This is a genomic window from Moraxella tetraodonis (assembly GCF_022359095.1).
GTDB lineage: Bacteria > Pseudomonadota > Gammaproteobacteria > Pseudomonadales > Moraxellaceae > Faucicola > Faucicola tetraodonis.
Genome location: NZ_JACSYB010000004.1, coordinates 1 through 26516 on the forward strand (window position 1 = coordinate 1; position 26516 = coordinate 26516).

18 protein-coding genes, 5 pseudogenes and 1 other annotated feature are annotated in these 26516 nt (G+C 41.9%); of the genes and pseudogenes, 12 read left to right on the forward strand and 11 right to left on the reverse strand.

All coding sequences use genetic code 11. The features are described 5' to 3' along the window. The coding region (locus H9W84_RS11410) for a LysR family transcriptional regulator (protein WP_239743954.1) at positions 1–368 on the reverse strand (368 nt) is incomplete at its 3' end. A gap of 135 nt (positions 369–503) precedes the next feature. Here H9W84_RS11410 and H9W84_RS11415 point away from each other — a divergent pair. The 3 genes from H9W84_RS11415 to H9W84_RS11425 all read left to right on the forward strand — a co-directional run bounded on the left by H9W84_RS11415 (position 504) and on the right by H9W84_RS11425 (position 2620). Next, complete coding sequence (locus H9W84_RS11415; protein ID WP_239743911.1) at positions 504–1244, forward strand: SDR family oxidoreductase; 741 nt, start codon at positions 504–506, stop codon at positions 1242–1244. A 73-nt stretch (positions 1245–1317) separates the two neighbouring features. Then, positions 1318–2316 (forward strand): zinc-binding alcohol dehydrogenase family protein, encoded by a 999-nt coding sequence (locus tag H9W84_RS11420; RefSeq protein ID WP_239743913.1) that lies wholly within the window; start codon positions 1318–1320, stop codon positions 2314–2316. A gap of 19 nt (positions 2317–2335) precedes the next feature. Beyond that, positions 2336–2620, forward strand: coding sequence for a putative quinol monooxygenase (locus H9W84_RS11425; protein ID WP_004281848.1), 285 nt, complete (start codon positions 2336–2338; stop codon positions 2618–2620). On the opposite strand, the pseudogene H9W84_RS11430 reads toward H9W84_RS11425, so the two are convergent. Next, a pseudogene (locus tag H9W84_RS11430) lies at positions 2610–2882 on the reverse strand (recombination directionality factor); the annotation flags it as partial. The gene H9W84_RS11425 and the pseudogene H9W84_RS11430 sit on opposite strands and share 11 nt — an antisense overlap. A gap of 50 nt (positions 2883–2932) precedes the next feature. Between H9W84_RS11430 and H9W84_RS11435 the strand changes: the two are divergent. Together H9W84_RS11435 and H9W84_RS11440 are read left to right on the forward strand one after the other, a co-directional pair. Continuing rightward, a pseudogene (locus tag H9W84_RS11435) lies at positions 2933–4222 on the forward strand (IS256 family transposase). A 312-nt stretch (positions 4223–4534) separates the two neighbouring features. Then, positions 4535–4858: pseudogene (locus H9W84_RS11440) on the forward strand (IS66 family transposase); the annotation flags it as partial. Between the two features lie 181 nt (positions 4859–5039). On the opposite strand, the gene cynS reads toward H9W84_RS11440, so the two are convergent. After that, a complete protein-coding gene (gene cynS / locus H9W84_RS11445) occupies positions 5040–5489 on the reverse strand; it encodes a cyanase (RefSeq protein WP_065253174.1) in 450 nt (149 codons plus the stop codon). 483 nt (positions 5490–5972) lie between these two features. Between cynS and H9W84_RS11450 the strand changes: the two genes are divergently transcribed. The 3 genes from H9W84_RS11450 (at position 5973) to nirD (ending at position 9987) form a co-directional block, all read left to right on the forward strand. Then, positions 5973–6833: a formate/nitrite transporter family protein gene (locus H9W84_RS11450; protein WP_076777066.1), complete on the forward strand. Its 861-nt coding sequence runs from the start codon at positions 5973–5975 to the stop codon at positions 6831–6833. A 195-nt stretch (positions 6834–7028) separates the two neighbouring features. Next, complete coding sequence (nirB, locus tag H9W84_RS11455) at positions 7029–9596, forward strand: nitrite reductase large subunit NirB (protein ID WP_239743916.1); 2568 nt, start codon at positions 7029–7031, stop codon at positions 9594–9596. Between the two features lie 70 nt (positions 9597–9666). Further along, entirely contained in the window at positions 9667–9987 is a 321-nt protein-coding gene (nirD, locus tag H9W84_RS11460; protein WP_239743918.1) for a nitrite reductase small subunit NirD, read from the forward strand. A 158-nt stretch (positions 9988–10145) separates the two neighbouring features. Here nirD and cobA read toward each other — a convergent pair whose 3' ends face one another. Together cobA and H9W84_RS11470 are read right to left on the reverse strand one after the other, a co-directional pair. Further along, positions 10146–11006, reverse strand: a complete 861-nt coding sequence (cobA, locus tag H9W84_RS11465; RefSeq protein ID WP_239743919.1) for a uroporphyrinogen-III C-methyltransferase — start codon at positions 11004–11006, stop codon at positions 10146–10148. A gap of 182 nt (positions 11007–11188) precedes the next feature. Beyond that, positions 11189–12246: pseudogene (locus tag H9W84_RS11470) on the reverse strand (IS3 family transposase). A gap of 500 nt (positions 12247–12746) precedes the next feature. Between H9W84_RS11470 and H9W84_RS11475 the strand changes: the two are divergent. From H9W84_RS11475 to H9W84_RS11490, 4 genes and pseudogenes are all read left to right on the forward strand, one after another. Next, entirely contained in the window at positions 12747–14000 is a 1254-nt protein-coding gene (locus tag H9W84_RS11475) for a cation:proton antiporter (protein WP_065263969.1), read from the forward strand. A 10-nt stretch (positions 14001–14010) separates the two neighbouring features. Further along, positions 14011–14973, forward strand: coding sequence for a mechanosensitive ion channel family protein (locus H9W84_RS11480; RefSeq protein ID WP_095356893.1), 963 nt, complete (start codon positions 14011–14013; stop codon positions 14971–14973). 148 nt (positions 14974–15121) lie between these two features. Next, positions 15122–16570, forward strand: a pseudogene (locus H9W84_RS11485) (DUF389 domain-containing protein); the annotation flags it as partial. A gap of 315 nt (positions 16571–16885) precedes the next feature. Further along, positions 16886–18108, forward strand: a protein-coding gene (locus tag H9W84_RS11490; RefSeq protein ID WP_156652133.1) for an IS3 family transposase whose coding sequence is annotated in 2 segments (ribosomal slippage) — positions 16886–17162 and positions 17162–18108 — 1224 coding nt in all. Because the reading frame shifts where the segments join, the coding sequence is not laid out codon by codon here. Further along, positions 17161–17277: a sequence feature (AL1L pseudoknot), on the forward strand. It overlaps the preceding gene by 117 nt. A gap of 253 nt (positions 18109–18361) precedes the next feature. Here H9W84_RS11490 and H9W84_RS11495 read toward each other — a convergent pair. The 6 genes from H9W84_RS11495 to kdpF all read right to left on the reverse strand — a co-directional run bounded on the left by H9W84_RS11495 (position 18362) and on the right by kdpF (position 26415). After that, on the reverse strand, positions 18362–19039 hold the full coding sequence (locus H9W84_RS11495) for a response regulator (protein WP_060995274.1): 678 nt from the start codon (positions 19037–19039) through the stop codon (positions 18362–18364). An 11-nt stretch (positions 19040–19050) separates the two neighbouring features. After that, the gene (locus tag H9W84_RS11500; RefSeq protein WP_239743921.1) at positions 19051–21801 is read right to left on the reverse strand and encodes a DUF4118 domain-containing protein; all 2751 of its coding nucleotides are present in this window, start codon (positions 21799–21801) and stop codon (positions 19051–19053) included. Between the two features lie 20 nt (positions 21802–21821). After that, entirely contained in the window at positions 21822–22445 is a 624-nt protein-coding gene (gene kdpC / locus H9W84_RS11505) for a potassium-transporting ATPase subunit KdpC (protein WP_219300742.1), read from the reverse strand. 16 nt (positions 22446–22461) lie between these two features. Further along, complete coding sequence (kdpB, locus tag H9W84_RS11510; protein ID WP_219300750.1) at positions 22462–24510, reverse strand: potassium-transporting ATPase subunit KdpB; 2049 nt, start codon at positions 24508–24510, stop codon at positions 22462–22464. A gap of 115 nt (positions 24511–24625) precedes the next feature. Further along, positions 24626–26335 (reverse strand): potassium-transporting ATPase subunit KdpA, encoded by a 1710-nt coding sequence (gene kdpA / locus H9W84_RS11515; protein ID WP_050325953.1) that lies wholly within the window; start codon positions 26333–26335, stop codon positions 24626–24628. Continuing rightward, positions 26335–26415, reverse strand: a complete 81-nt coding sequence (gene kdpF / locus H9W84_RS12225; protein ID WP_072092986.1) for a K(+)-transporting ATPase subunit F — start codon at positions 26413–26415, stop codon at positions 26335–26337. Before kdpF ends, kdpA begins: the two co-directional genes overlap by 1 nt. Positions 26416–26516 lie beyond the last annotated feature (101 nt).

The following is a 26516-nucleotide window of genomic DNA, read 5'->3' on the forward strand; positions in this document are numbered from 1 at the left end:
ATATCTGGATAACGTGTGGCAAATTCTGCTAGTGTAGGTACTACCAATTTACGCCCTAACACAGACGACACAGTAAGACGCACAGTCCCACGCATTTCATCTCGTTTTTCCTTGGTGTCTTTTACAAGCAAAGCATCGATCGATCCCACCGCAAAACGTGCTTGCTTTGCCAGACGCTCACCATCAGCGGTAATTTTAATTTGTCGAGTACTCCTGTAGAACAGAATCTCTCCGCGCTGCTCTTCTAGCTCTTTTATTGCCCGTGTCACTACCTGTGGGGAAATACCCAGCTGAGTTGCTGCCTCTTTAAAATTTCGAGACTCTGCTGCGACACAAAAGATACGTATCATTTCCAATTTGTTCTGCATGTCCAATCCTGTGTTATGGTAATTATTCCGTAAATGGGAATTCTGAAAGATAATATTATTCATTTATTATACCTAACAAGGCTGTAATAATTAACCCATCAAATATGATTGACAAATAGGTTGAAGGTTACTTGTATGAATAATATAGAAAATAAAGTTGTTGTTATCACTGGTGCAAGTAGTGGTTTAGGTGAAGCTACTGCTCGCTTACTTGCTAAAAAAGGTGCAAAGGTTGTAATTGGTGCTAGACGTACTGAAAAATTAGAGGCTATTGTTCACGACATTCGTGCTGAAGGTGGTCAAGCTGAATTTATTGGTATGGATATAACCAAACCACAGGAAGTACAAGCACTTATTGAAAAGGCATTAAGCGCATTTGGTCAAATCGATGTATTGGTAAACAATGCTGGATTAATGTCTATTGCACCATTAAGTGAGCTAAAAGTTGATGAATGGGATCGTATGATCGACATTAATATTAAAGGTGTTCTTTATGGTATAGCCGCTACCCTACCTGTTTTCCAAAAACAAAACTTTGGACACTTTATTAATCTCGCATCTGTTGCAGGGATAAAAGTATTTAGTCCAGGCGGTACTGTTTATAGCGGTACTAAGTTTGCTGTAAGAGCCATCTCTGAAGGACTTCGTCATGAAGTTGGGGGAACAATTAGAACGACGACTATTGAGCCTGGTGCAGTTGAGTCAGAACTAAAATTCGGTTCTTCTCATAAAGAAAGTTCAGAGTTTGTTACTGATTTCTACAGACAAGCCATACCAGCTGACTCAGTCGCTCGAGCAATTGCTTATGCAATTGAACAGCCTGCGGATGTAGATATTAATGAAATTGTTTTGCGCCCAACGAGCCAAGAGTTTTAATTATTGAAAAACATAAAATGGGAGCACTTCGCTCCCATTTTTACTATATTTTTTTAAAGTTGAGGACAAATCTATGAAAGCCGTATCGTATGTTATAAATAACCATGATGATTTTAAAAATTCATTGGTAGATATTGAAAAAGCGAAGCCTACGCTTAAGGAGCGTGATGTACTGGTAAAAGTTCAGGCAATCTCTGTGAATCCAGTTGATACCAAAGTGAGAAAAAATTCGTCTGAAGCAAATAATCGTATTTTAGGTTGGGATGCCGTTGGGGAAATTATCGAAGTTGGCTCAAAAGTTACCTCGTTTAAAGTAGGAGATTCTGTTTGGTATGCTGGCGATTTAACCCGAGATGGTAGTAATGCTGAGTTTCAAGCAGTCGATGAACGAATTATCAGTCTTAAACCCATTACAGTATCTAATGCAGAAGCAGCAGCATTGCCATTAACTGCAATAACGGCATGGGAAATGCTTTTTGATCGGTTTCAAATTTCAGAAACAGACGTTGGCAGTATTTTAATTATTGGTGGTGCAGGCGGTGTAGGATCAATCGCTATCCAACTCCTAAAAGCAAAAACAAATCTGACCGTTATAGCAACAGCTTCACGTGAAGAAACGAAATCTTGGGTGGAATCACTGGGTGCCGACCATGTCATTGATCATAGCAAAGATTTAAATGCACAAATCGAGACACTAGGCATTGAAAAACCAAAATACGTCTTTTCTACCAATCATACAGACACCTATATCAAGCAAATAGTTTCTCTGATTGCACCCCAAGGTAAGCTTGGATTGATCGATGATCCACAAACATTTGATATTATGCCGTTTAAGACTAAATCTATTTCTATCCATTGGGAGTTGATGTTCACCCGTTCAATGTATGAAACCGATGATATTGAAAAGCAAGGTGAACTGTTGCAACAGGTTGCCCAATTAGTTGACCAGCAAAAAATTAGAAGTACGCTTAACCAAAATCTAGGCAAAATTAACGCTGCAAACTTGGAGAAGGCGCATAAGTTGCTTGAATCAGGCAAGTCAAAAGGCAAAATTGTACTAGAAAACTTCTAAACAAATTAATGGTGAAATAATGACTATTTCAGTAATTGCGAACTTTAAGGCAAAGTCAGATCAAAAAGAGACGTTAGAAGCGCTTTTAAAAAGTGTAATAGAGCCTACGCTTCACGAAGAAGGATGCTTGAAATATGAGCTTTATATTAGCGAAAATGACTCGAGTAGATATTTCTTCTTAGAAGAATGGCGTAGCAGAGAGGATTTAGATATCCATATAGCGTCTGATTATATTCAAAGTTTATTTGGTAATATCCAATCGCTCATTGAATCAAGTGATATTGTAGAAATCAAAAAAATATAGCCTTCCTGCTCTGTTCATCAATTTGCTTGGCCTGAGTAATGATATCATTCAGGCCAATACACTCCCGTAAAGTTAGATCCACGTAATACACAGGTTGGCGATAGCTTTGTGTGGTGCTTTTGCCTCCTAAAGTGAGTTGCAATGGTAGGCACGACATTAAGCCTCCTGAAGCTGCACAGTAGTAACTCAATCGTGCAGCCAAGGTTCGAATACTATTAAAGCCAGGGGTTCTAAAGATGAAGGTCCTAAATTCATGAGCCTTTCCCCGAAAATGTGTAACTGCTTATAATCCCCCTAACAAGAGAATAAGCAATGCAAGACCAAGAACTAAACCAACTAGCCACGCAAATGCTTAGCCAACTAAAAAGCATGGACGACTTCAGAGCCATGCACAAACTCATGTTACAGCAATTCATCAATAACAGCTTAGAAGCCGAAATGCGAAATGAGTGAGCATCTCGGCTACGACAAACATCATAAATCGGAACAACCCAACAAACGCAACGATAAAATGCGTAAAACCGTTAGCACAGAACTCGGTGACATCCAAATTGACACCCCACGAGATAGGGACAGCAGTTTTGAACCACAGCTCGTCAAGAAGCATCAAACCCGCGTTACAGGCATTGACGAGCAAATTCTGTACTTCTATGCCAAAGGGCAATCAACCGCACAGATATCGGACACCATCCGTGATATTTACGGCGTTGAAGTCTCCGACAGCGTCATATCACGAGTCATTGATACCGTACTAGCCGACGTTGTAGCCTGGCAGAATCGACCGCTGGATCCTGTTTATCCCATTGTCTAGCTTGATTGTATTGTCGTTAAAATACGCTAGGATAACCGTATTATCAACAAAGCCTTTTACCTAGCATTGGGCGTCAACCTACAAGGTAAAAAAGACTTGCTAGGCATGTGGCTATCGGAAAACCCACTCGAGCATAGCTCTCGCTTTGCACTCGGGCGAAGCAGTGCTTCGCTAATCCTCGTTCAGGTGCAAATTTCTGGCTAACTGTCATGAGCCAACTACACAATCGGGGCGTCAAAGACATTCTTATTGCCTGCGTTGCGAAGCAGTGCTTCTCAGGCTTAAAAGGCTTTACCGAAGCAATTAATACGGTTTACCCTGATACCCAAGTCCAGTTATGTGTCGTGCACATGCTGCGATATTCAATGAAGTTTGTGCCTTATAAAGACCGTAAAGCGATTGCCCATGATTTAAAGCTGATCTATGGTGCCGATATTGAAGCGTTAGCTGTTGCTAATCTTGAGCAGTTTGATAAAACGTGGTCAGACAAATATCCGCAGATAGCTAAGTCATGGCAAGCCAATTGGTCAGGATTATCCGTGTTTTTTAATTACCCAAAGGACATCCGCAAAGCCATTTATACCACCAATGCCATTGAGTCGTTAAACAGTGTGCTACGCTTTGCGGTGAATAAGCGTAAGGTATTCCCATCCGATGATTCAGCGAAAAAAGTGGTGTATTTAGCAATGCTCAATGCGTCTAAAAAATGGACAATGCCAATCCGTGGCTGGAGTTCTGCTTTGAATCGGTTTACGATTGAATTCGGTGACAAAGTTGAACCTTTTCTTTAATCCTAAGGGCAGTTACACAGATTCTGAAAAAGGCTCTATTGACTGATTTAGCACGGTATCGTTCATTAATTGATATCATCTGACCCAAGTTTTTGTTTTAAAGCTAGATGAGTGGGTTTGTTAGACGCTATTTAATAGACAAGTTAATTTACAAAAATAGAGGCGATTTGCCTCTGTTTTTTCGCCTAAATGGAAGTGTCCAAAAAACCGACGTTTTGTAGACAACTTAACAATTATCAATTTTAAAAATACTTGACTAATTTCCTTAACGTACTATTTTCTCTGCATTCTGTGCTGACCCCTAAAAATAATGCTGCTATTACCAAAGCGATTGAGTATTGCCTAAAACGTTGGACAGCGTTAATTCGCTATTTGGATGATGGCAATTTGCCGATTGACAATAATTGGGCAGAAAATCAGATGCGTCCTTGGGCACTCGGGCGTAAGAACTGGTTGTTTGCAGGGTCGCTTGAGAGTGGTCAGCGGGCGGCGATTGTTATGTCGCTCATTCAATCTGCAAGATTGAATGGTCTTGACCCGTATGCGTATTTGGCAGATGTGCTGCTGAGACGTCTGCCGACACATAAAGATAGCCATATTGATGAGCTGCTACCTCATGTCTGGAAAATGGGATGATAGGGGTATGGTCGGGGGCTTACGTAATGTTAGCCAATAGACGTTAATTAACTGTAATTTAGGAGATTTTTATGCCAATTCGGTGGCGTTTTCTATCTTTTAACACCAATTCCAGTTTTTAGTTGAGTTTGAAATTGGTGTCGATAGAAGGTCGCTGGTTTGTGCAAAGGTCTTTAATCAATTAAAAAGTTTTATAAGGTAAAAACTTTCCTGATAACAGGATATTGACGCGGTCTCCTGCAGGATTGTTTTCACGTTGAATGTCCATCGAAAAATCAATCGCACTCATAATCCCATCGCCAAATTCTTCATGAATTAACTCTTTTATGGTTAAGCCATACACACTAACTACTTCATATAAGCGGTAAATCAATGGATCAGAAGGCACCGCTGTTGGCAAGCTACCTTTATAAGGCACAACCTTTAACCACTTTATCTCATTTTCATTTAAATTAAATAAGCCACCTACTTTATTTGCTTGTTCATCATTTAAAGTCATTTGACCTAGGCAAGCGGCAGTAACCCATTCTTTGCTAAGTCCCACTTCTTTAGCAACTTTTTCCCAGGTCAGACCTTTAGAAACTTTGGTGGCAATAATTTTTTCTGTTACTTCTAGGCGATTTTTAATCATCATAGTCTCCTGGTAAATTAGGTAAAGCAATTTATGTCATTTAAATGTATAAGCGATTTATGAAGAAAAAGTCTTCAAATTTAGTTAAGCAAAAGCCATGCCAAATGAGTTTACGTTCTAAATACCGTAATTCTAAACTACAGAAAAGTTATGGGGAAATTATTGAAAATTTGATGAAACATCATTGATAAGTTGCACCAAAAAGATAAGGATGCACAAGATTGGATTGATTATGTTTTAAAAAATCAAGTAATAATTCTAAATATTAATCTTTAAATTAATCCTTTCATATAAATTTTATGAAAACATTAAAAAAATATATTTACTTGTAATTCAATATTTTAATCAATTATTTAATAAATATTCTAGCTATACATTTTAATTTGGCACACCAGTTGCATCCACTGTTTTGTAATTATTAATTAATGATTGCAAAGTGAGTTTAGTGAATTCTATTTTTCTCAGTTATGTTGGAGTTTTGGTATGTCTTATCTATCCCCAAAAGAGTTTGTCACTAAAATGGTTGATTCGGGTGAATCAAAACTAACCATGTCTTTACGCGATACATTGATTCGATCTTACATGGCTGGTGCTATTTTAGCATTGGCAGCAGTATTTGCCGTCACAGTAGCCACACAAACAGGGGTACCTTTATTAGGAGCATTATTATTTCCAGTGGGTTTCTGCATGTTGTATTTAATGGGTTTCGATCTCTTAACGGGCGTATTTATGTTAACTCCTCTAGCCCTACTTGATAAACGTTCAGGCGTCACGGTCAATAAAATCCTTCGAAATTGGGGATGGGTATTCTTGGGCAACTTTGCAGGGGCACTCACAGTCGCAGTAATTATGGCTTTTGTTTTTACCTATGGCTTCAATACACCTGCTGGACCTGTAGGTGACAAGATTGCTCATATTGGTGAAGCTCGAACTCTTGGCTATGCTAAATATGGTATCTCAGGTTGGTTTACTATTTTCCTACGTGGGGTCTTATGTAACTGGATGGTCTCAATGGGCGTAGTTGGTGCCATGGTATCAAGTAGTGTTTCTGGTAAAGTTATTGCCATGTGGATGCCTATTATGTTGTTCTTCTTTATGGGGTTTGAGCATTCAGTGGTAAATATGTTTTTATTCCCCTTTGGTTTAATTATGGGCGGTAACTTCTCTATCATGGATTACTTAGTTTGGAATGAAATCCCAACAGCACTTGGAAACTTGGTTGGTGGTATCACGTTTACTGGCTTAACCCTCTATGCAACTCACTATAAAACAGGTGCAAAACGTAGTTTAGTTGCCATGGATAATACTACAGTGAATAAAAGCTTAACCAAACGCATTGCATAGTTTTTATCACCATTTTTAAGAATGTAATTACCCCTAATAAATCCCTTAGAAGCATTTCGCAAGATTACTTTTAAGGGACTGCTAAATCGAAAGCAACTAACTTCTAATTCACTATTTCCAAAATTTTAATCTATAGCCATTTAATATCATGATGGCTTTATGAAGAATAAACCAGCGTTAAATCAAGGACAAAGCATGAAAAATCTTATCGTCATCGGTAATGGCATGGTCGGGCACCACTTTATCGAAAAAGCGATTGAAAAAAACTTGCACCAAATTTATCAGATTCATGTATTTAGTGCAGAAAAACGCCCGGCCTATGACCGTGTCTATTTATCCAGTTATTTTGAACATAGAGATGCCAGTCAATTAAACTTGGTGGATTTGGCGCACTATAAGCAAGCTGGGATTACCTTGCATTTAGGCGAAGCGGTTAACCACATTGATGCGCAAAGTAAAATCGTCACAACAATCAAGGGTAATGCGCTTGAGTTTGACAAATTGGTACTCGCCACTGGTTCTTATCCTTTTGTCCCACCTGTTAAAGGCAATCAACATGCGCACTGTCATGTCTATCGCACCATTGAAGACTTAGATGCGATTTTAGCAACTGCGGACAATCCACGTGTCCAACGTGGTGTAGTGGTTGGCGGTGGCTTATTGGGATTAGAAGCCGCCAAAGCCTTGGTAACACTGGGTTTAACCACGTATGTAGTCGAGTTCGCCCCCCAACTTATGGGCGTACAGCTAGATGCGGCAGGTGGTGAGCTACTGAAGAAAAAAATCGAAGACTTGGGCGTTACGGTACTAACCGGTAAAAATACTCAGCAAATCATCGATAACCATGACGATGACGCCAGTTTTTTAACCATGCAATTTGCTGATGGTAGCTTGCTTGATACCGATTTGATTCTATTTAGTGCTGGGATTCGCCCTGAAGATACTATGGCACGAGATTCTGGGCTAAAACTTGGCGAACGTGGCGGTATCGTCATTGATGACACATGTCAAACAAGCGAGCCAGATATTTATGCGATTGGAGAATGTGCATTATGGGATAACAAAATTTATGGGCTGGTTGCTCCAGGCTACACCATGGCAAGCGTATGTGCCTCACAAATAGCAGGTGAGCATGACAGTCTATTTGACGGTGCGGACATGAGTACCAAACTTAAACTCATGGGCGTCGATGTCGGCAGTATTGGCGATGCCCATGGCAAAATCAAAGACAGTTTAAGCTTTGTCTACCAAAACCCAAAAACAGGCGTGTATAAAAAGTTAGTTACCTCGGACGATGGCAAACGCTTGCTGGGTGCGGTACTGGTCGGTGATACGGAAGATTATAGCAATCTGCTGCAGTTGTTTTTAAACGGTATTGATTTACCGTTACACCCAGAAAGCTTGATTTTACCAAATGTCGAAAAACCCGTTATGGGCGTTGAAAATCTGCCCGATACCGCTACCCTATGCTCATGTTATAACGTCAGCAAAGGTCAAATCTGCGCAGCCGTGGACAATGGGGCCATGACTTATGAAGACATCAAGATCTGCACTAAGGCCAGCACAGGCTGTGGCGGTTGTGCCCAAATCGTCAAAGATACCTTAGTGTCAGAACTCAAAAAACGTGGTATTGAAGTCAAAAATCACATCTGCGGGCATTTCGCTTACTCTCGCCAAGAGTTGTATCACTTGGTGCGCGTCAGCAATATCCACACCTTTGAAGAGATGATTGAAAGACACGGACACGGCGATGGCTGTGAAATCTGTAAACCAACGATTGGCTCGATTTTGGCGTCTTGCTGGAATGACTATATTCTTGATAAACCACTGGTTGCGCTGCAAGATACCAATGATGCTTTCTTGGGGAATATCCAAAAAGATGGTACTTACTCTGTCGTACCAAGGATTGCAGGGGGTGAAATTACCGCCGAAAAACTCATCGTACTGGGCGAAGTGGCTCGGGATTTTGGACTTTACACCAAAATCACTGGTGGGCAACGTGTGGATTTATTTGGTGCTCGTAGTGACCAATTGCCCGATATTTGGGAACGTTTAATAAATGCAGGTTTTGAAACAGGGCATGCCTATGGCAAGTCTTTGCGTACCGTCAAATCTTGCGTCGGTAGCACATGGTGTCGCTATGGGGTTGATGATAGTGTGGGACTAGCAATTAAACTGGAAAACCGCTACAAAGGCTTACGCTCACCGCATAAAATCAAATTTGGGGTATCGGGGTGTACCCGTGAATGCGCCGAAGCCCAAGGCAAAGACGTTGGTATTATTGCCACTGAAAATGGCTGGAATCTATATGTCTGTGGCAATGGCGGTATGCGGCCTCGTCACGCTGAGCTGTTTGCCAGTGATTTAGACAAAGCAACGTTAATTAAATATATCGATCGTTTCTTAATGTTTTATATCAAAACTGGCGACCGCTTACAACGCACGTCAGTCTGGCGTGAAAAAATGGAAGGCGGGCTTGAGTACATTCAACAGGTGGTCATCAATGATAGCCTGGGTATTGCCGAAGAGCTCGAAGCCCAAATGCAAGCGGACATTGACGCGTACCAATGCGAATGGAAAACCACCCTTTCTGACCCAGAACGTTTAAAACGCTTTAAGCACTTTATCAACAGTGACAAAGTCGATGACAACGTAGTGTTTGTCGAAGAGCGGAGCCAAATTCGCCCTGCAACTGCCGATGAGAAGTCAGTGATTGGCCAAGACGCAACCGAATTCTCAGACCAGACTGCATCACCTGCCTAACGTTAATAACATTCACCAAACTGGGATGTCCCATGGGCATCTCATCGGGTAAAAAATACGGAATCAAATCATGAATGAAATCTGTAAACTAGACGATATCATCCCTGAAACTGGCGTTTGTGCGCTAGTCAACGGCGAACAAGTTGCCATCTTTCGGACCCATCATGACGAAATATATGCCATGCATAACTTTGACCCATTTAGCAAGGCTAACGTCATTTCTAGGGGACTACTTGGTAGTTGCGACATCGATGGGCAAAAAGTGCGTTATGTCGCGTCACCTATGTATAAACAACGTTTTGACTTGGCAACAGGTAAATGTATTGATGATGAGCGAGTTTCGTTAAGATCGTATCCAGTTAAGGTCAATCATGGCGTGGTGATGATTTAATCTTTGCCAAAGATAGAGACGTATTATATGCGCCCAATAAACTAAGCTATCATTTCTTAAAATAAAAAAAAGCATTAAATTTAATGCCTTTTTAATTTGTAAATTTCGATAAAAAAGGGCGTAATCGATACCACTCCCTACAATTCTGAACCTAGAATTTACGCCAACAGGTCCTGATAGGTCTGTTTATTACCATTTAACTCATGATATAAGGGTACTACATCGCCCATTATCATTACTGCCGGCGACAGCAACTGAGCCTTTGCTTGCAAATCTTGAATGGTACCGAGTTCTCCAATTAAAACTTGCTCGTTGTCACGGCTGACATTGGAAATAATGGCAAATGGAGTATCGGCTGATTTACCTGCTTGCAACAAGCCTTGTGTCAGCGATGGCAAGGTATTTAACCCCATATAAAAAATCACCGTTTGATTATCCGCTAACAACTCAGCATATTGCTCATTCGGCGTATCCGTCTTTAAAAACCCTGTCACAAACTTAACGGATTGGGCATAGTCGCGGTGGGTCAATGGGATATTAACGCTATTGGCAACCGCTAATGCTGTGGTAATGCCTGCAATTGACTCACATGCAATGCCGGCGCTCACTACGGTCTGCATTTCTTCACCACCACGACCAAAGATAAACGGATCGCCTGATTTTAGCCGAATGACGATTTTACCTTGCTTAGCAAGCGTTACTAACAAGCCATTAATATCTTGTTGTGGCATACTGTGCTTTGCACATTTTTTTCCAACGTAAATTTTCTCTGCTGTTGGGTTAATCGCCAAAATCTCATCACTAACCAAATTGTCGTAACAAATAACATCTGCTTTTAAGATAGCTTTATATGCTTTAATTGTGAGTAATTCTGGGTCACCTGTACCTGCACCAACAAGATACACTTTCCCTATTTTAGCTCGAAATTTATCATCCTTTGCACCATGTCTATAAAACGTGTATCCGATATCATCAAAAGCACTGACATCTTGGTAAACTGGACTATTAATTGATGGCATAGGCATTCTCGCTGCAATTTATATATTTGAAAATGAATCAATTTTTAATAATTAATCCATAAATATGGGATTGCAAATACCATGCCTTTTACTATTATATCCTATTGAAAAATGCTATATTTAATTATCGGAATACGTAAGTGTAAATACCCCAAACTTAAAACAACATCAAAGTAGAAACATTAAGCCACCTGTTTAAACTCAGCAGGCGTCATATCATTCAATGAATCATGCGGTCGTTCGTGGTTATAAACCTCGATCCATTCATCCGTTAATTGTCTAACCTCATTTAAATTATTGAACAGATAACAATCTAAAACCTCATTTCGGTAGCTACGATTAAATCGTTCAATATACGCATTTTGGTATGGGCAGCCAGGCTTGATATACTCAATCAAGATGTTGTTAGCCGCCGCCCAATCCGTGAAGATACTTGAGGTAAACTCACTGCCATTATCAACACGAATCTTGTTAGGATAGCCATGGCACTGGGCTAACTGATCTAAATAGCGAATCACTCGTAGTGACGGGATGCTGGTACCAATATCAATGCCTAATAGTTCACGGTTATAGTCATCAATTACGTTAAAGGTGCGAAAGCGGCTATTGTTATGCAGCTTGTCACTCATGAAATCCATTGACCAAGTATGGCCTAAGCTATTTGGTACTGTCAGTGGCTCAGGAGCACGTGTAGGCAGTCGCCGTTTGGCCTTGCGACGCAGATTAAGTTTCATCGCTGTATAGACCCGCCAAACATACCCAAGTTTACGTAGCCACTTATAACACTTTGGAAATCCCCAGCGGGTATGCCTTTCGGTGAGCTCGGTAAGCTTATCAACGATAGCCTCGTCATCGATAAGTTTACGTTCATAGTAGTAAGCAGTACGGCTGATACAGACAATCTGACAGCTAACCACGATACTAATATTATGCTGTGCCTGTAGTTGTTGCGCCCAGCCTTTTCGCGCGGCTACAGGCACTACAGCTTTTTTATGATTTCTGCCTGCAGTTGAGATTTTAAGCTGAGTTCAGCATACATTTGGCTGAGTCTGCGGTTTTCTTCTTCGAGTTCTTTTAATCGTTTGACATCGGATGCTTCCATGCCACCGTATTTGGCTTTTCACTTGTAAAACGTCGAGCTCGCTATGCCATGCTGACGACATAGTTCTTTGACGGGTACACCCGCATCGGCTTCTTTTAATATCGCTACAATCTGGCTTTCTGTCATTCGTTTGCTCATGCTAAAACTCCTTATCTTTAGTTTATAAGAAATTCTACCTCTGAGCTGTTTTATTTTAGGGGAGAGTTACAAGAATGTAAGATACTTTGATCCAAAATATGATTTTTTAGAAAATGGAATATGGCAAGGGGTAAGCAATGAGGCTTGATTCAAATTTGTCGACAATAAATTCGATATATTTTTATCTTAAGCGGGTTCAGTACTTAATTCGTGTAAAATAGCATACTAAGGAATTTAGACGAGTTTCTTAAGGTAGTTTATATTTGTCTAAAAAACGCTGGTTTTTTAGACAATTAAAGGATACTTAAAAATACTCGACAAAAGTCGTTAAATCCCTATTTCTCCGTTTTCTGTGCTGACCCCAGGTTAAAGACAAAGAGCCGATGCTTGTCTAAGATTGAACCCTAAGTAATTCACATCAACACCCTTATTGCGATTTTAGCTGAATTATGCATTAGTTTTCGCTACACTGATACAAATTTTATTTTGAGATCAGACGCATGAATGCTTTTGACATTGCTGCTATTTTCTTGACCTTGACTGCCTTACTTGCTTATATCAATCATCGCTTTATCGGTCTACCGACTACCATCGGTGTGATGGTCATCTCGCTGCTGCTGTCACTTATTGCGATTGTTCTCAATGCCTTAGGGTTTGATACACTGATTGATTATGAAAAAATGCTGGTCGGTCAGCTTGATTTCACTGAAATACTCATGGATGGGATGCTCTCCATGTTGTTATTTGCTGGTGCATTGCATATCAACTTGCAAGATTTACGACGCTATAAGCTGCCTATAGCCTTGCTTGCTGTGGTAGGTACGGTGGTATCAACTTTTATTGTCGCAGGATTGACGTATGTCGCCTTACAATGGCTAGGATTTAACCTTGGTTTTATCTGGTGTTTATTGTTTGGGGCGCTCATTTCACCAACCGACCCGATTGCTGTTATGGGGATTTTAGCCAATGCTAATGCCCCTAAAAGCCTTAACACCGTAATTTCGGGCGAGTCATTATTTAATGATGGGGTTGGGGTGGTGATTTTTATGTTGCTACTTGGCGTACTGACAAGCGGCGAGATACCAACAGCAGGGCATATTGGGCATTTATTGTTAATTGAAGCAGGCGGCGGTATTTCATTTGGCTTGTTACTAGGTGCCGTGCTGTATTATTTGTTAAAAAGCATTGATTCGTATCAAGAAGAGGTGTTATTAACCTTGGCTGGGGTATTAGGCGGTTATGCGTTGGCCAGTCACTGGCATTTATCAGCACCACTTGCGATGGTTGTCGTGGGTTTAATGGTCGGCAATCAAGGGCGAAGCTATGCCATGAGCGATAATACTCGTCACTATGTGGATTTGTTTTGGGAACTCGTTGATGAGATTTTAAATGCCATTTTGTTTGTATTGATTGGTCTTGAAATTGTGATGGTGAGTTTGAATAGCAATTTGCTAATAGCGGCGATATTAGCGGTAGCTATTGGTTTACTCGCTCGTTTGATGGTTGTTGGCGGTGTAACGTTTAATCTACAAAAATATTTAGGTTTGCCCAAAGGTGCTTGGAAAGTATTGACTTGGGGTGGACTGCGAGGCGGTATTTCAGTGGCATTAGTATTACAATTACCTGCCGGTGCCGAGCGGGATTTGTTATTAACGTTGACTTATGCGATTGTGGTATTTTCCATTTTAATTCAAGGTCTAACGATTGGCCGAGTGGCAAAAAGTGTGACAGCCAGTCAGCTAAAGGTGCTATAAAGGTATCAATATGTTTGAATTAATCCTATTTTTTATTGATTATTTGCCTACCTATGTCAGTATGGTGAGCCAAGCGGATATGCTAGGCGACAAAGTGAATGAATACCAAACCATTATGACATCAGCGAATCATCTATTACAGCAGATGATAAGCCGCATTCCATATTTGATAGTCGCTTCACTTGTGTTTGTAATATTTTGGGTGTTGTCGATTTTTTTTAAAAAAGCGGTCACTAGAATACTAGGGAGTCGTAAACACCATCAAAATTTAGTTACAGTCTTTAGGCGGGTGGGTAGTGCACTTATTTTATTTTTAGGCTTTATGGTCGCCATGATTATCGCTGTACCAAGCTTCACACCGGGTAAACTCATTGGTGCATTAGGGATAGGGTCGGTTGCGATTGGTTTTGCTTTTAAAGACATCTTCCAAAATCTATTATCAGGCATATTGTTATTATTATCAGAGCCATTTCGTATTGGCGACCAAATTATTTCGGGCAATTTTGAAGGCACGGTCGAAGATATTCAAATACGTGCAACCACAATCCGCACCTATGACGGCAGAAAAGTCGTAATTCCTAATTCTCAACTTTATACCAGCACCATGACCGTCAATACTGCCTATTCACAACGCCGTCTAGAATTCGATGTAGGCATCGGGTATGAAAACAACATCATTGATGCTCAACAAGTGATTTTAAGTGTGTTAAAGGCAGCGCCAACGGTATCGAAACTGGCAGAACCGTCTGTAATTGCTACAGCGTTAGCAGATAGCAGCGTGGTTTTAAGGGTGCGTTGGTTTATCGATGATGGTACACAGACTAATCGAGTAGCTTCTATCAATGAAGTTATTATTTTGGTTAAGGAGGCATTGGAAGAAGCGAATATATCCATTCCTTTTCCGATTACTACATTGGATACCAACCATCCATTATTGGTAAAAATAGAAAATAGTTCAGATATAAAAAACTAACCTTGTCCTTTAATCAAGTAAAATTATTATGATGGATTTAAGCACATTAACGTTTACCAAAATAAAAGATAATCCTAAACTAGTTGATCAATCTTTTAGCTTGTATAAAACCTCAGTTGTCCCCGACAAGGCATCAGTAGAAGTGACCGACGCCCTTGCACTGACGCAAGAGGATATTGAAAATTTAACCGATCAAGGATTTGATGAGAAAACTATCGAAGCTGTTGCCCAAGCGGTAAATGAGCAGCTTAGTAGTAATGCCAATGAAGAGGAAGATAGCGATAAAACTGACAGGAAATCGACCACAGAACCTCATTTAAATGCTAAGCATCAAACTCATAATATTGACGCCTCAAATGAACCAAATAAAACGTTAACCTTTGAGATGATCGACAAGAATATTCATCAAACTGTACAAAAGCAGTTAGAAGAACAGCAAGAAGCTCAGTACGAAGCCTTTAAACAGTATCTTGCTAAAAAAAATAGCGAACAAACCATTGATTATCGTCAAGTGCGTATCAATATCGAATCGGGGGCATTACCCACACGGGCATTTTATTTGTTAAATGGACTGGCGGCAATCATTGCTGGTTTTGGTTTATTGGCCAACTCCCCTGCGGTTGTGATTGGTGCAATGCTGGTTGCGATGCTGATTGGACCTATCAGCGGTATTGCCTTAGGTATTATCGATGCCCGATTTGCTTTGCTCAAAAAATCCTTACTGACGTTATTTTCAGGCGGTGTGCTGATTTATGCGATTGGTATGATATTAGGCTTGCTTTACCCAGAACAGTCACAAAGCCAAGAAATCATCGCCCGTACCGCCCCCAATACTATGGATGTGATGGTAGCACTCGCAGGCGGAACTGCCGGCGCGTATGCCATGATTTCTCGCAATCTATCGGTGGCAGTAGTTGGGGTAGCAGTGGCGACCGCTTTGGTGCCACCGCTGACCGCTAGCGGCATATTGTTAGCAAATGGTAAATACGATTTGGCATTAGGGGCATTGATTTTGACGCTAACCAATATCTTAGCGATTCAGTTTACCAATGCACTTGTGCTCTGGGTTGCAGGGTTTCGAAGGCTTGATACCGATGCGGCAGAAGATGAAAAAGTTAAGGATTCTAAATGGCAGCAAAGCTTGCTATTTATACGTCGCAATGCCGTATCCTTGGTACTGTTAATCGGGATTAGTATTTATTTAACCCTGAATTTTCAGCAAAAACTTAAACAACAAAGTTATGAAGCAGCCGTCAATAAAATTGTTAAACAATCTATTGCAAATCAGCCAAATTATGTGGTGAGTATTAGCTATGATGTGGCAGATAAAACCCCTAAAAAATCGCCTACTGATACGTCTAAACCTTATCTTATTCGCGTATTATTACAAGGTTTAACGCCACCGAAATATAGCGATATCCAATCAATGGAACAAAAAATTATTGCATTATCTAAGGCTCGCTTTCCAAGTCGCCCACAAGCTAAACTGCAAGTACGATTCGTACCAGAACAAGTGATTGAAACAACGCCAATCACTAAAGATGATGTTAAACTTGATGAGGCATCACTTAGTCAGATTAAAGAGAGTAACAAGTAAGACTCAATTATGTTATTTATTGCCAAAAGGGTAAGCAATAGTGTTTATAGTGTGAGTTATCAATAATATCTCTTGTTTTTGTTGAAGAATAGAACCGCTAATTATATGTCAGCGGTTTTTTCATATTAGAAATTCCTAAGTACTAATTCATGGGTGCTTATTGGAATAGCTTTTTAATAAGTCGTCAAACAACATACATATTGTAATTTTATGATAAAGTAAACAATTATCAATATTCTAAAAAGTGTTCGTTTTTTAGACAGATTGAACCGTCCCGGGATTGTCGGAGACCTAAAACTCTGAGACAATGCCCTTATGAAAAGCAAACAATACTCAACTGAAGTCAAGACTCGAGCTGTAGAGTTACTCATCGAATCACAAAAAGATTATCCCTCACTGTGGGCGGCCATCCAAGCCATTGCCCCTAAATTTGGCTGCACACCTGAAACCCTACGTTCATGGCATCAAAAGCACCTAGCTAGGCAAAATCCTGTGACCGTTACTACTCAAAGCCAAGCTGCTCGTATCGCTGAACTTGAGCGAGAAAACCGAGAACTCAAACAAGCGAACGAAATCATTCGCAAGGCAGCCGCTTTTTTCGCCCAGGCGGAGCTCGGCCGCCCACACAAGTGATGGTCAAATTCATCGATGATGAAAGGAAAAAGTATGGGGTCGAGCCGATTTGTAGAATACTGCCAATTGCCCCATCCACCTACTATCGCATCAAAGATGGGCAAGCAAATCCAGACAAGCAAAGTCGACGCAAACAAAGCGACAAACACCTCATGGCGCAAATCAAACAGATTTGGCAAGACAGTGGCTGTCGATACGGCATTCGTAAAGTCTGGCATAAGCTTAAGCAAGATGGTATGCCCAAATTAGGTCGCTGCACGGTTGAACGCCTGATGAAACAGCTTGGCATACAAGGCGTATGGCGGGGTAAAGGCAAAATTACCACTAAGCCGAGAGAGGATCAAGACAAGCCTGCTGATTTGGTCAAACGCAACTTTACTGCTGATGCCCCAAACAAGCTGTGGGTGGCTGACTTTACTTACATCAAGACCAAAACAGGCTGGGTTTATACCGCCTTTGTCATCGATGTGTTCAAACGAGTTATCGTGGGTTGGAAAGTATCTAATCATATGGACACTCAGCTAGTGCTAGATGCTCTAAATCAGGCGCTAGATGTCAGAGACCGTCCTAAAGGGGTGATTCATCATTCCGATAAGGGTAGTCAGTATCTATCGATTAAATACGGTGAACGGCTTAAACAGTCTGGACTTGCTGCCTCAGTCGGCACGACAGGTGATTCTTACGACAATGCCCTAGCTGAAAGCGTCAATGGGCTGTATAAAGCGGAGGTGATCGATTACTTAAAACAAGAATGGGATGGTGTAAATGATGTTGCTCTAGCGACCCTTGATTGGGTACACTGGTACAATCATGAACGATTGCATTCTACCAATGGATATGTGTCACCTATTTATGCGGAAAATATCTACTATTGTTCATTAAATCTGTCAGGTCATGCTGCCTGACTCAAGTAAACCTGTCTCCAATAAAACCAGGACAGTTCAGATGAGATTTAATTAAAAATGTTGCAAAAAATCCCTTAAAGTATTATTTTTCGGTTTTCTGTGCTAACCTCCTTATAAACTTACGTAGTAATCCCGTCAATTAAATATCAAACAAATGTATTCAATATTATATTTGACCCGAATTCTATGCTGATCCTTATCACGCAATATGCTAAGGCTTACACAAAAATTCTTGCAATCTCAATTGTTAAATTTACATTTTAAGCCGATAGCCAACGCCAACCTCTGTTAAGAAATGCTTAGGTCGTGAAGGATTGTCTTCAAGCTTTTGTCGCAAATTTGACATAAAAATTCGCACATAATGCCCTTGGTCTTGGTGCCCTTTACCCCACACTTCATCAAGGATTTGCTCATGGGTGAGCACACGCTGAGAATTGCGAATCAGTACTGAGAGTAAGCGATATTCAATGGGCGTTAAATGCACAACCTCACCATTTTTACTCACCTCACGTTGACTAGTATCAATACAAATATCACCCATTTGAACGATAGCATCATTGTCTTGGTTATTCTGGTAACGACGCAGCAACGCATTCACCCGCGCTAACAACTCCCCCATACTAAAGGGCTTTGTTAGATAATCATCCGCTCCGTAATTAAGCGCTTGTATCTTATCTTGCTCATTACTACGTGCGGATAAGACGATAATGGGCAGTTTTGACCAAGTACGGATATCATTGATAATCTCAAGTCCATCACTGTCTGGCAAGCCTAAATCAAGAATAATTAAATCAGGGCGACGTGTTGCCGCTTCGATAAGGCCTCGTTGCCCAGTTTCTGCGGTATAAACGACCCATGCTTCGTCTTCTAATACTTTTTTAATAAAACGGGCAATATGGGGCTCATCTTCAATGATTAAAATCGTTTTCATAGGTTCGTTATCTAGGTCGGTAAATTCTCATAATCTGAGGGTGAATTAATCGAAATATGCGATTGATTATGTAATTGGCTAGCAAACTGTCGTTGTTCGATTTGGCTAGGTTGAGGTAGTTCTATGGTAAAACATGCCCCATGCGGTACCACATTGGTGACGCTCAGCGTGCCCCCCAAACTTTTTACCAGTTCACGACTTAAGGCTAAACCCAGCCCTAAACCGGTTACTGTGCTTTCTTGATTACCACGAGTAAAGCGTTCAAAAATCTTAGCTTGCATCTCAATGGGTACACCATCACCGGCATCAATAACATTAATTTTAAAATGATTTTGGCTGTCTGATAGTGCTTGAATATGAATGGGTGACCCTAACGGTGAGTAATTAATGGCATTGGTGAGTAAATTATTAAGAATTCTTGCCAATAATAATTCATCGGTATAGATAAATTGTAGGGCGTCTGGAATATCCACAATGATATCTCGAGTGCCAAGAGCAAACTCTAATTGAGTTAATATTCCACCAATCAATTCTTCAAGGCTAATCCATTGTTTATTAACGCTTATACCGCCTGATTGCAGTGACGCATAATCTAAAATATTGACCACCAAACGTCCAATGGCCCTACTTTGCTGTTGGATATCTAATGCTAGTTGATGCTGTTCTTGCTCAGTTTGTGTTAGTTGCAATAAACTTTCAGCGAGCGTGGATAATACCGCAAGCGGTGTGCGAATATCATGGGACAATGCCGATAACAGCGTTCCTCGCAGCTGCTCTGATTTTACTTGAATCACCGCTTCTTGAGCAACTTTTGCCAAATAAATTCGCTCCAATGCCAAAGCAATTTGGGCAACTGCCACATCTAAAAAACGCTGTTGTTCAGGCTGATTAAAATAACTGGTATCTTTGGGCAAGACGGCAATTACCCCTAATACTTGCCCTGAAGCTGCCAGTGGACGGTATTGCATTTTGTTCGCCGTAAGCGTGTTGGTGCCAAATCCTGCAAGCTGATTATGGTCATATACCCACTGCGTCACTGCCCAATCAAATTCTGACGGTACGGCGGTATCACTCACCAAGTTTAACCGACCTTGATTGTTGGGCGTGACAACTAATGCATAACGGGCTAAATGTTGTAATAACCACAGCGTCGCATGGTCAGCAATCTGTTCAGTTTTACGTGCCGCACTTAAGCCTTGGCTTAATTCACTTATCGATTTGGCTTGGAGCTCACGACGACGAGCGGATTGGGCTTGAAACCGTAACCCAACCGCTAAGTTATTAATTAATAAGGAGACGACAATCAACACCCCAAAGGTCAATAGATATTGTACATCGCTTACAGAAAAAGAAAATTTTGGCTCAACAAAGAAAAAATCAAAGCTTAATACGCTAACAATAACCGCAAAAATCCCAGGAAAACGACCGAAACGTACCGAAACAAACACGATTATCAGTAAGTACAGCATTAAAACATTAGCTAAATCCAGCCATTGGGTGAGTTTAGCAAGTGAGGCAGTGACCAACGTACAACCCACGGTTGCGACCAGATAGGCCCTTACGTTATGGTTTGCCCATAACTCTTGATAGTTCGGCGCTTTGCTAATAAGAGAAGCTGATGTATTCGGGGTGGTGTCAGCCACTTGATTAACTATGATTAAGTCAAGCTTGGTGTCTTGTTTACCGATTTGCTCGATCAAAGAATTTCGCCAACACCCCAATTTGGGTCGTTGTTGTCCAATGATAATGCGTCCAATATTAAACTGATGGGCATAGCTCGTCAGTCCTTCAGCAACACTATTGGCGGTAATAATCTGGGTCGTTGCCCCCATGTATTCCGCCAAACGTAGGGCATCTAAGATTTTTTGCTTATTTTTGGAAAGGTTAGATGGGGTTTCCACATGGGTCACATACCATTTGGTATGCAAGCTACCCGCAAGTCTAGCAGCATGGCGAATCAGGCGTTCATTATTACCAGTACTACTTAAGCCGACTAATAGTTGGTCTGTGGTGTTCCATATTGGTGAAATCCGTGCCTGTTTACGATAATTACGCATATCGGTATCAACACGGTCAGCAGTACGACGCAGTGCCAATTCACGTAAGGCTATCAGATTGCCTTTGCGAAAAAAATTTTTTACTGCATTTTTGGCTTGATTGGGCAAATATACCTTGCCTTCCTCTAACCGTGTTAATAGTTCATCGGCAGGCAAATCGACCAACACCACTTCATTGGCAGCATCAAAAAACCAATCCGGTAGTGTCTCTCGCACCGCTATGCCGGTGATTTGATTGACCACATCATTAACACTTTCTAAATGCTGTACATTTAAAGTAGTATAAACATTGATGCCTGCATTGATTAGCTCTTCCACATCTTGCCATCGCTTAGGATGACGGGAAGTCGGCACATTGCTATGGGCCAGTTCATCAACCAACAGAATATCTGGGTGAATCGCTAAAGCGGCATCGATATCAAATTCTTTAAGGGTTTGTCCTCGATAGTCAATTTGCTTGAGTGGTAAAATCGTTAAGCCTTCGAGCAATGCAGCGGTTTCGCTACGTCCATGCGTTTCCACAATGCCGACAAGTACGTTAAAGCCCTGAACTTGGGCTTGTCGTGCTGCCATCAGCATATCGTAAGTTTTACCCACACCTGCTGATGAGCCAAAGAAAATCTTGAGCTTGCCTCGGGTCGTGGTCAACGTCTCTGCCTCAATTTGATTGAGTAGCTCATCAGGGTTGGGGCGGTTATCAGTCATGCCTTGCTCTTATGTTTACTTTATTGTTTTGAATTAGCCAGTTTATCTAAAGCCACGTTAACTGCCAACACATTCACCACTGGCTCACCTAAAACGCCAAATAGTGGGGCTTGGGTATTATCACGAATGGCTTTTTTAACCGTATCTACGCTAATGCCTCGTTGTTTGGCAATACGACCCACTTGCCATTCAGCAGCTGCAGGTGAGATATGGGGGTCAAGACCACTGGCAGAGGTAGTCACCAAATCAAGCGGTATTGGGGCGGTATTGGTGGGGTCGCTTGCTTTTAATTTGCTAACGGCGGCTTGCACATTTTTCGCCAGCTCAGGGTTTAGAGGACCTAAGTTACTGCCCGTTGAAGCTTTAGCATCGTATTTCGCCGCTGACGGGCGTCCCCACAGATATTTAGGGTCATCAAAGTTTTGCCCAATTAGGCGTGAGCCAATCGTTTTACCTTGGCTATCTTTATATAGACTACCATTGGCTTGCGTTGGCATCATCAGTTGCGAGACAGCGGTCATCCCCAGCGGATACAGCACCCCTAGAATCATGCTTAAGATGATAAACAATAGCAATGCCGGTTTTAGCATGGCAAATTGAATGGCAGATTGGTTGTTATTATCGGTATAGATTGTCGTATTCATCGTATTTTCCCTCAGGCTATGCCAAATGTAAGGTGTTTAAAATCACATCAATCACTTTAATCCCAATAAATGGCAGTATTAATCCACCTAAGCCGTAAATTAACAGGTTGGTGCGTAGCAACGTCGCTGCTTTGGCAGCACGGTATTTCACGCCTTTTAACGCCAGTGGAATCAACGCAATGATGATTAACGCATTAAAGATGACGGCAGATAAAATGGCACTGGTTGGGCTACCTAAATGCATGATATCTAAAACTTTTAACGCAGGGTAAGTGCTGGCAAAGGCAGCAGGAATAATGGCAAAATATTTTGCCACGTCGTTGGCAAGGCTAAAAGTCGTTAAAGCACCACGGGTCATTAGCATCTGTTTGCCTGTTTGCACCACTTCAATAAGTTTGGTGGGGTTGGAATCTAAGTCCACCATATTCGCCGCTTCTTTTGCCGCTTGGGTACCACTGTTCATGGCAACAGCCACATCGGCTTGTGCCAAGGCAGGGGCATCATTAGTACCGTCACCAGTCATGGCAACCAGTTTACCTTGCTCTTGGTAACTACGAATACGAGCCAGTTTTTGCTCTGGGGTGGCTTCTGCCATAAAATCATCAACGCCTGCTTCTGCGGCAATCGCAGCGGCGGTTAAGGGATTGTCTCCAGTAATCATCACAGTACTAATGCCCATGCTACGCAGTTCAGCAAATCGCTCTTTAATGCCTGTTTTTACAATGTCTTTTAGCTCAACCACACCCAGTACTTTTTTACCATCGGCAATGACGAGTGGCGTACTACCACGGCGAGCGACTTCTTCGACTTGGTGTTTGACGTTGTTTGAAATGATGCCACCTGCCTGTTCAACCCAGCGAGCAATGGCATCAAAAGCACCTTTACGAATCTGTCGGCCGCCAATATCGGTACCACTCATACGAGTTTGGGCAGTAAATTCAATCGCTTCGTAAGGCCGAGTTTTAAAATTAGCATCAGTCAAATTAAACTGCTGTTCCGCCAGTTTAACAATACTGCGTCCTTCTGGGGTTTCATCGGCCATTGAAGCAAGCATCGCTGTTTCTGCCAATTCACTGGCAGTAATACCTTGTGCTGCCACAAACTGCGACGCTTGGCGATTCCCGTAAGTAATGGTGCCTGTTTTATCGAGCATTAACACATCGACATCGCCTGCGGCTTCGACCGCACGCCCTGAGGTGGCAATCACATTGGCTTGCATCATACGGCTCATCCCAGCGACGCCAATGGCTGATAACAAACCGCCAATCGTGGTCGGGATTAAACAAACCAGCAATGCCACCAAAATCACCAGCGACGTTGGAATACCTTGACCTGACGCTTTGACGGCAAATTGTGAAAAAGGCAGTAACGTGACGCACACCATTAAAAAGATAAACGTTAACGCCACCAATAAAATGGTTAACGCAATCTCATTGGGCGTTTTACTGCGTTTTGCCCCTTCGACGAGTGAAATCATACGGTCTAAAAAGCCTTGTCCAGCCGCTTGGGTAATACGAATGATGAGCCAGTCTGACAATACCCGAGTCCCACCCGTCACCGCATTAAAGTCGCCACCGCTTTCGCGAATCACAGGGGCTGACTCTCCCGTAATCGCTGACTCATCCACCGAGGCTAAGCCTTCAATCACCTCACCATCGGCAGGAATCACTTCACCGGCTTCCACCAATACGATATCGTCCTTATCCAATTCTGTGGCAAGCACGGTCATGGTGGCAGTACGGTCTTCGATATTAAGGAGTTTACGGGCTTTGACGTCTTGACGAGCCTGTTTAAGGCTAGCGGCTTGCGCTTTGCTACGTCCTTCTGCCAAGGCTTCGGCAAAATTGGCAAACAAAATCGTAAACCATAGCCAAAGGGTTACGCTCAAATCAAAGCCAAACTCTGAGCGATGTTCGGGGAAAATTAAGGCTTGAATCGTTAGTAACGTGGTTAAAATACTGCCCACATACACCACAAACATCACCGGATTACGCCACTGTACTTTAGGGTTTAGTTTAGCAAACGTTTCTTTTAACGCAGGTTTGACCAATTCAGGGGCAAACATGCTTTGTGGTGTTTTTTTATGATGAGGTTCATTCGGCTGATGGTTTGTATTTATGGGCTGATTAGGACTAATAGTTTGTGTCATGATAAATTCCTTTAATGTGAGTCTGCGACGGCTACTGGTGCATCCAGATTTGCTCAATAATTGGGCCGAGTGCTAACGCTGGGATAAAAGTCAAAGCCCCAACCAATAACACCGTGCCGATAAGTAGCCCAACAAATAGTGGTGTAGTGGTTGGTAGCGTACCGTTATTGACAGGTAATCGTGGTTTTTTCGCCAGTGAACCTGCCAATGCCAGTACGGGTAAAATAACCCCAAACCGACCTACCAGCATGGCAATCCCCAACATCACATTATAAAAAGGAGTATTGGCACCCAGTCCTGCAAAGGCAGAACCATTGTTGTTTGCCGCCGAACTAAACGCATATAAAATCTCACTAAAGCCATGAGCAGATGGGTTAAATACCCCGGCTTGACCTGTCTCCGTCATCACACTAATCGCTGTACCGATGAGTACTGTCAACGGTGCAGCAAGCAGTCCTAATACCACCATTTTCATCTCATACGGTTCGATTTTTTTGCCCAAATATTCAGGGGTACGACCAATCATCAGTCCTGACACAAACACCGCCAAGATTGCGAACAACAACATGCCATAGAGACCGGCACCGACACCGCCAAATACCACTTCACCTAGCTGCATTTGGAGCATGGGAGCCAGACCGCCCATGGGGGTAAATGAGTCATGCATGGCATTGACGGCACCACACGACGCCGCCGTGGTAATAGTCGCAAACAGGGAAGACGCGACGATGCCAAAACGGGTTTCTTTACCTTCCATATTGCCGCTCATATCAGGCGACACCAGACCACTCACTTGGTTAGCCAACCAAGGGTTGCCTGCCAATTCACTGCTGACAGTGAGCCAATACATGCCTAAAAACAACAGCGTCATCGCCGACAAAATCACAATACCTTGACGCAGATTGCCACTGATTTTTCCTAAGCAGAAACATAACGCTGTTGGAATTAAGAAAATGGCGAGCATCTCAATAAAGTTAGAAAGTGCAGTAGGATTTTCAAACGGATGTGCTGAGTTGGCATTAAAAAAACCGCCACCATTCGTGCCTAACATTTTAATCGCTTCTTGCGAGGCAACAGGTCCTAGGGCAATATTTTGGACTGCCCCTTGTAATGTGCTGACACTGACAGTTGATGATAAGGTTTGAATCACCCCTTGGCTTACTAATAACAACGTAATAACGATGGCAATGGGCAACAAAATATACAGATTGCTTCGCCACAAATCGACCCACGCATTGCCAATACCTTGGGCGTTTTTACGGGTTAACCCACGTATTAACGCGAACGCTACCGCAATCCCGGTTGCTCCTGATAAAAAGTTTTGCAATGACATACCTAGCATTTGGGTCAGGTAGCTCATGGTAGATTCACCACCATAGCTTTGCCAGTTGGTATTGGTCATAAAGCTGACAGCAGTGTTAAACGCTGAATGCCAAGTGGGTGCGGAAAATTTTTCTGGATTGAGCGGTAAAATGCCTTGTAGCAATTGCAACCCGAATAATGCCACTAAACCAATGATATTAAATAGCAAAATTGCTATGGCGTACTGTTTCCAGTTCATCTCACCACTGAGTTTGCCGTGATTGTCCACGCCTAACATCCCAAAAAGGGAAAACCAGCGTTGTTCATTGGCAGATAAAGGGGCTTGCATCCGCTTCACCATAAATCCTGCTAACGGATAGGCAAGCATAAATAATACCCCAAGGTATAAAAGGACTTGAATGAAGGCAGAGGAAGTCATTAAAACTCCTCCGTTTTGATAAGGACGTACACCAGATAGATAAATAACCCGAGTGCCATCAACCCTGCTAACGCTTGCATAGCCAACTCCTTGATAAATTAAGCATAAAATTTGTCAATGCTTATTATTACCAAGAAGCTTGTAAATTTGCCGTTAATTGTTAAAGTGCAGATATAAAGAA